Genomic DNA, 3,903 nt, shown 5'->3' with positions numbered 1-3,903 from the left:
TCATTCAGCAAAAGAGTGAATGACACACCGCTTTCGCGAGCAAGCCCGCTCCCACAAGGTTACTCGTCGTCGAAGTTGTAGCTGCCCGGCGCGAGGTTTTCGAAACGGGTGTATTTGCCGATAAACGCCAGGCGCGCCGTACCGATCGGGCCGTTCCGCTGCTTGCCGATGATGATCTCGGCGATGCCTTTATGCTCGGTCTCGGGGTGATACACCTCGTCGCGGTACACGAACATAATCACGTCAGCATCCTGCTCGATCGCTCCGGATTCCCGCAAGTCGGAGTTGATCGGGCGTTTATTCGGGCGTTGCTCCAGGGAGCGGTTGAGCTGGGACAGCGCCACCACCGGGCAGTTGAACTCTTTGGCCAGGGCTTTCAACGAGCGGGAAATCTCGGAAATCTCGTTGGTGCGGTTGTCGCCGCCGGAGCCTGGGATCTGCATCAGTTGCAGGTAGTCGATCATGATAAGGCCGACGTCACCGTGTTCACGTACCAGGCGTCGGGTACGCGCACGCATTTCCGAGGGGCTGATACCGGCAGTGTCATCAATGAACAGCTTGCGGTCGTTGAGCAGGTTGACCGCCGAGGTCAGGCGCGGCCAATCGTCGTCTTCCAGGCGGCCGGCACGCACCTTGGTCTGGTCGATGCGGCCAAGGGACGAGAGCATCCGCATAATCAGCGATTCACCTGGCATCTCGAGGGAGTAAACCAGTACGGCTTTTTCGCTGCGCAGTACGGCGTTTTCCACCAGGTTCATGGCAAAGGTGGTTTTACCCATCGACGGACGGCCGGCGACGATGATCAAGTCGGCCGGCTGCAGGCCGCTGGTCATGCCATCGAGGTCGGTGTAGCCGGTGGACAAGCCGGTGATGGCGTTGTCGGTGTTGAACAGCGTGTCGATACGGTCGATGGCCTTGGTCAACAGTTCGTTGACGCCCACCGGCCCGCCGGTTTTCGGCCGCGCTTCGGCGATCTGGAAGATCTGCCGCTCGGCCTCGTCGAGAATTTCTTCGGCGGTACGCCCTTCGGGGTTGAAGGCGCTGTCGGCGATTTCAGTGGCGATGCCGATCAGTTGGCGCAAGGTCGCCCGGGCGCGGACGATCTGCGCATAGGCCTTGATGTTGGCGACCGACGGGGTGTTTTTCGCCAATTCGCCCAGGTAGCCGAGGCCGCCCACTTGCGAGGTCTGACCTTCCTTGTCCAATTGCTCGGCAAGGGTCACGACGTCGATGGGCGAGTTCAGGTCGGCCAGCTTGGCGATGGCGCGGAAGATCAGGCGGTGGTCATGTCGATAGAAATCACCGTCCGAGACTTGATCCAGCACGCGTTCCCAGGCGTTGTTGTCCAGCATCAAGCCACCGAGCACGGCCTGTTCGGCCTCGATGGAATGCGGCGGCACCTTCAGGGCAGCGGTTTGCAGATCGTATTGCTCGGGAGCTGAAATATCGTTCATGGCCACTTGGAATTTGGGGTGTGTAGAAAAACAAAAGGCACGACCTGTAAACAGGATCGTGCCCGATGTTAACCGGCTGGCACACGAGGTGCCAGTCAGTTAGGTGCGACTTAAGCTGCTACCACGACAACGCGTACGGTGGCTTCAACTTCAGCGTGCAGGTGCACGGCTACGTCGAATTCGCCTACGTTGCGGATGGTGCCGTTCGGCAGACGAACTTCGCTCTTCTGCACTTCAACGCCGGAGGCGGTCAGTGCATCAGCGATGTCGTGGGTGCCGATCGAACCGAACAGCTTGCCTTCGTCACCGGCGGTGGCAGTGATAGTCACTTCCAGCTCAGCCAGTTGGGCAGCGCGAGTTTCGGCCGAAGCTTTTTTGTCTGCTGCTGCTTTTTCCAGCTCAGCACGACGCTCTTCAAACGCGGCCAGGTTGGCAGCGGTTGCAGCGGTGGCTTTGCCGTATGGCAGCAGGTAGTTACGACCGTAGCCGGCCTTAACGTTCACTTTGTCGCCCAGGTTGCCCAGGTTGGCGACTTTTTCCAGAAGGATCAGTTGCATGTGAAAATCCTCTAACTTTTAACCTTCACCGTTCGCGTTATCGGCGTCTTTCGACGCCAGACGACCGCGAAAATCAATCAGGCCGTCGATAATGGCCAAGACCACGAGTAACGGATAGATCAGCTGCATGAACAGCAACAGCGTGACGTACAACCCCACCAGCCAAAACTTGGCCAGGCGCTTTCGCGCAACCAGCCCATGAATCAAGGCCAGCCCGGCAAACACCAGCGGTACGCTGCAAATCGGCGCCAGCAAGGCCATCTGTGGACCGAAGTTCGGCCCGACAACCATGCACGCCAGCAGCAACATCGCCGGCCCCGCAGGGATTCTGATACTGCGAAATTCGCGACCAAAACCACCCGGGTTGTACAACAACGCCTGCCAATAACGCCCAACAATCAGGCTCAGCACGCTGACGACCTGCAACAATGCCGCAATCAGGCCGGTCAGGACCGGGGCAATCAGTGACGCAAACCGCGCTCGCTCATCTACCGACAATTGCTGGTAGAGATCCCCGAGGGCCATCGGCAGGATCTTGACGATCTCTTGCGACAACCCTTCGATTTGCGGGCGGAAAGCCGCGCCAAGCATCACTGAGTACACCAACCCCAATGCCACGCTGACCAGCAGCGTGCGGACCCAGGACTCACTTGCGCGTAAAACCAACGCAAGGCTCGATGACCCCAGCAGTACCAGAAGTACCCGTGGATCACCCAATTGCAGCCACCAGATCAAGGCCGGCAACAATCCCAGGGCAAGAACGCCAAGGGCGTCCTTCAAACCGCGCCGCAGCAGCACAAGGCAACCCGCGGCAGCACCCAACCAATAAAGCAACGGCAATGCCGCACATCCAGCCACTACCAGAGTGGCCTGCACACGACCGCGCATGATGAACTCAGCTAAGGCGCGCATGCATTCAATCCCTTACTACTTATCGACTGCCCGGTCTCAGCGGCCGTGGCTGTCGGTGTAGGCCAGCAGGGCCAGGAAGCGGGCGCGCTTGATAGCGGTGGCCAGCTGACGCTGATAACGAGCTTTGGTACCGGTGATACGGCTTGGAACGATTTTGCCGGTCTCGGATACGTAGGCTTTCAGAGTGTTGAGATCTTTGTAATCGATCTCCTTCACTTCTTCAGCGGTGAAGCGGCAGAATTTACGACGACGGAAGAAACGTGCCATTTGATAGGCTCCTTAATAAGGTCCGTGGATTACTCGTCAGCGTTGTCGCTGTTGTCGCTGTCATCACTATCAGCGCTTTCAGCGCCTTCGTGCTCAGGACGGTCGCGACGCTCACGGCGCTCACTGCGGTTTTCTTCAGCCTTGAGCATCTCGGATTGGCCGGTAACGGCTTCTTCGCGACGGATGACCAGGTTACGGATCACTGCATCGTTGTAGCGGAAGTTGTCTTCCAGCTCGGCCAGGGCCTTGCCAGTGCACTCAACGTTCAGCATCACGTAGTGAGCCTTGTGAACATTGTTGATTGCGTAGGCCAGTTGACGACGGCCCCAATCTTCCAGACGGTGGATTTTGCCGCCGTCTTCTTCGATCAGCTTGGTGTAACGCTCAACCATGCCGCCGACTTGCTCGCTTTGATCCGGGTGGACCAAAAAGATGATTTCGTAATGACGCATGAATGCTCCTTACGGGTTGTAGCCTGCCGCTCAAAAACGGTCAGACAAGGAGTGAATGACACTTATGGATCTTGCCGAAGGGGGACACATAGGTGCCCGCCAGGAAGGCAAGGGGCGCAATTGTAGAGAAGGGGGAGGAAGCGTGCAAGGTGATTGGTGATTATTTGAACAATCTTCCCAACACCCAGAAACAACTGTGGGAGCTGGCTTGCCTGCGATAGCATCACCTGTCTCTTATACACATCTGACGCTGCCGACGAT

The 3,903-nt window shown here is 58.0% G+C and carries 5 protein-coding genes; all 5 read right to left on the bottom strand.

The window, feature by feature from the left end; genetic code table 11:
- Positions 1 to 59 precede the first annotated feature (59 nt).
- Positions 60 to 1,454, bottom strand: a complete 1,395-nt coding sequence (gene dnaB, locus NUV89_RS28340) for a replicative DNA helicase (protein WP_017734974.1) — start codon at positions 1,452 to 1,454, stop codon at positions 60 to 62.
- 110 nt (positions 1,455 to 1,564) lie between these two features.
- On the bottom strand, positions 1,565 to 2,011 hold the full coding sequence (gene rplI / locus NUV89_RS28335; protein ID WP_003171376.1) for a 50S ribosomal protein L9: 447 nt from the start codon (positions 2,009 to 2,011) through the stop codon (positions 1,565 to 1,567).
- An 18-nt stretch (positions 2,012 to 2,029) separates the two neighbouring features.
- Positions 2,030 to 2,923, bottom strand: coding sequence for a hypothetical protein (locus NUV89_RS28330; RefSeq protein WP_124525559.1), 894 nt, complete (start codon positions 2,921 to 2,923; stop codon positions 2,030 to 2,032).
- A 36-nt stretch (positions 2,924 to 2,959) separates the two neighbouring features.
- Positions 2,960 to 3,190 (bottom strand): 30S ribosomal protein S18, encoded by a 231-nt coding sequence (gene rpsR / locus NUV89_RS28325; protein ID WP_003171373.1) that lies wholly within the window; start codon positions 3,188 to 3,190, stop codon positions 2,960 to 2,962.
- A gap of 29 nt (positions 3,191 to 3,219) precedes the next feature.
- Positions 3,220 to 3,642, bottom strand: a complete 423-nt coding sequence (gene rpsF / locus NUV89_RS28320) for a 30S ribosomal protein S6 (protein ID WP_003217491.1) — start codon at positions 3,640 to 3,642, stop codon at positions 3,220 to 3,222.
- Positions 3,643 to 3,903: the final 261 nt, after the last annotated feature.

This window comes from Pseudomonas sp. 18.1.10 (genome assembly GCF_024655625.1).
Classification (GTDB): Bacteria; Pseudomonadota; Gammaproteobacteria; order Pseudomonadales; family Pseudomonadaceae; genus Aquipseudomonas.
This window is presented reverse-complemented; position numbering and strand designations above follow the sequence as displayed.

Coding starts and splice junctions, on each gene's coding strand:
- rpsF (WP_003217491.1), bottom strand. CDS start 3,642: ATGCGTCATTACGAAATCATCTTTTTGGTCCACCCGGATCAAAGCGAG.
- dnaB (WP_017734974.1), bottom strand. CDS start 1,454: ATGAACGATATTTCAGCTCCCGAGCAATACGATCTGCAAACCGCTGCC.
- rplI (WP_003171376.1), bottom strand. CDS start 2,011: ATGCAACTGATCCTTCTGGAAAAAGTCGCCAACCTGGGCAACCTGGGC.
- rpsR (WP_003171373.1), bottom strand. CDS start 3,190: ATGGCACGTTTCTTCCGTCGTCGTAAATTCTGCCGCTTCACCGCTGAA.
- NUV89_RS28330 (WP_124525559.1), bottom strand. CDS start 2,923: ATGCGCGCCTTAGCTGAGTTCATCATGCGCGGTCGTGTGCAGGCCACT.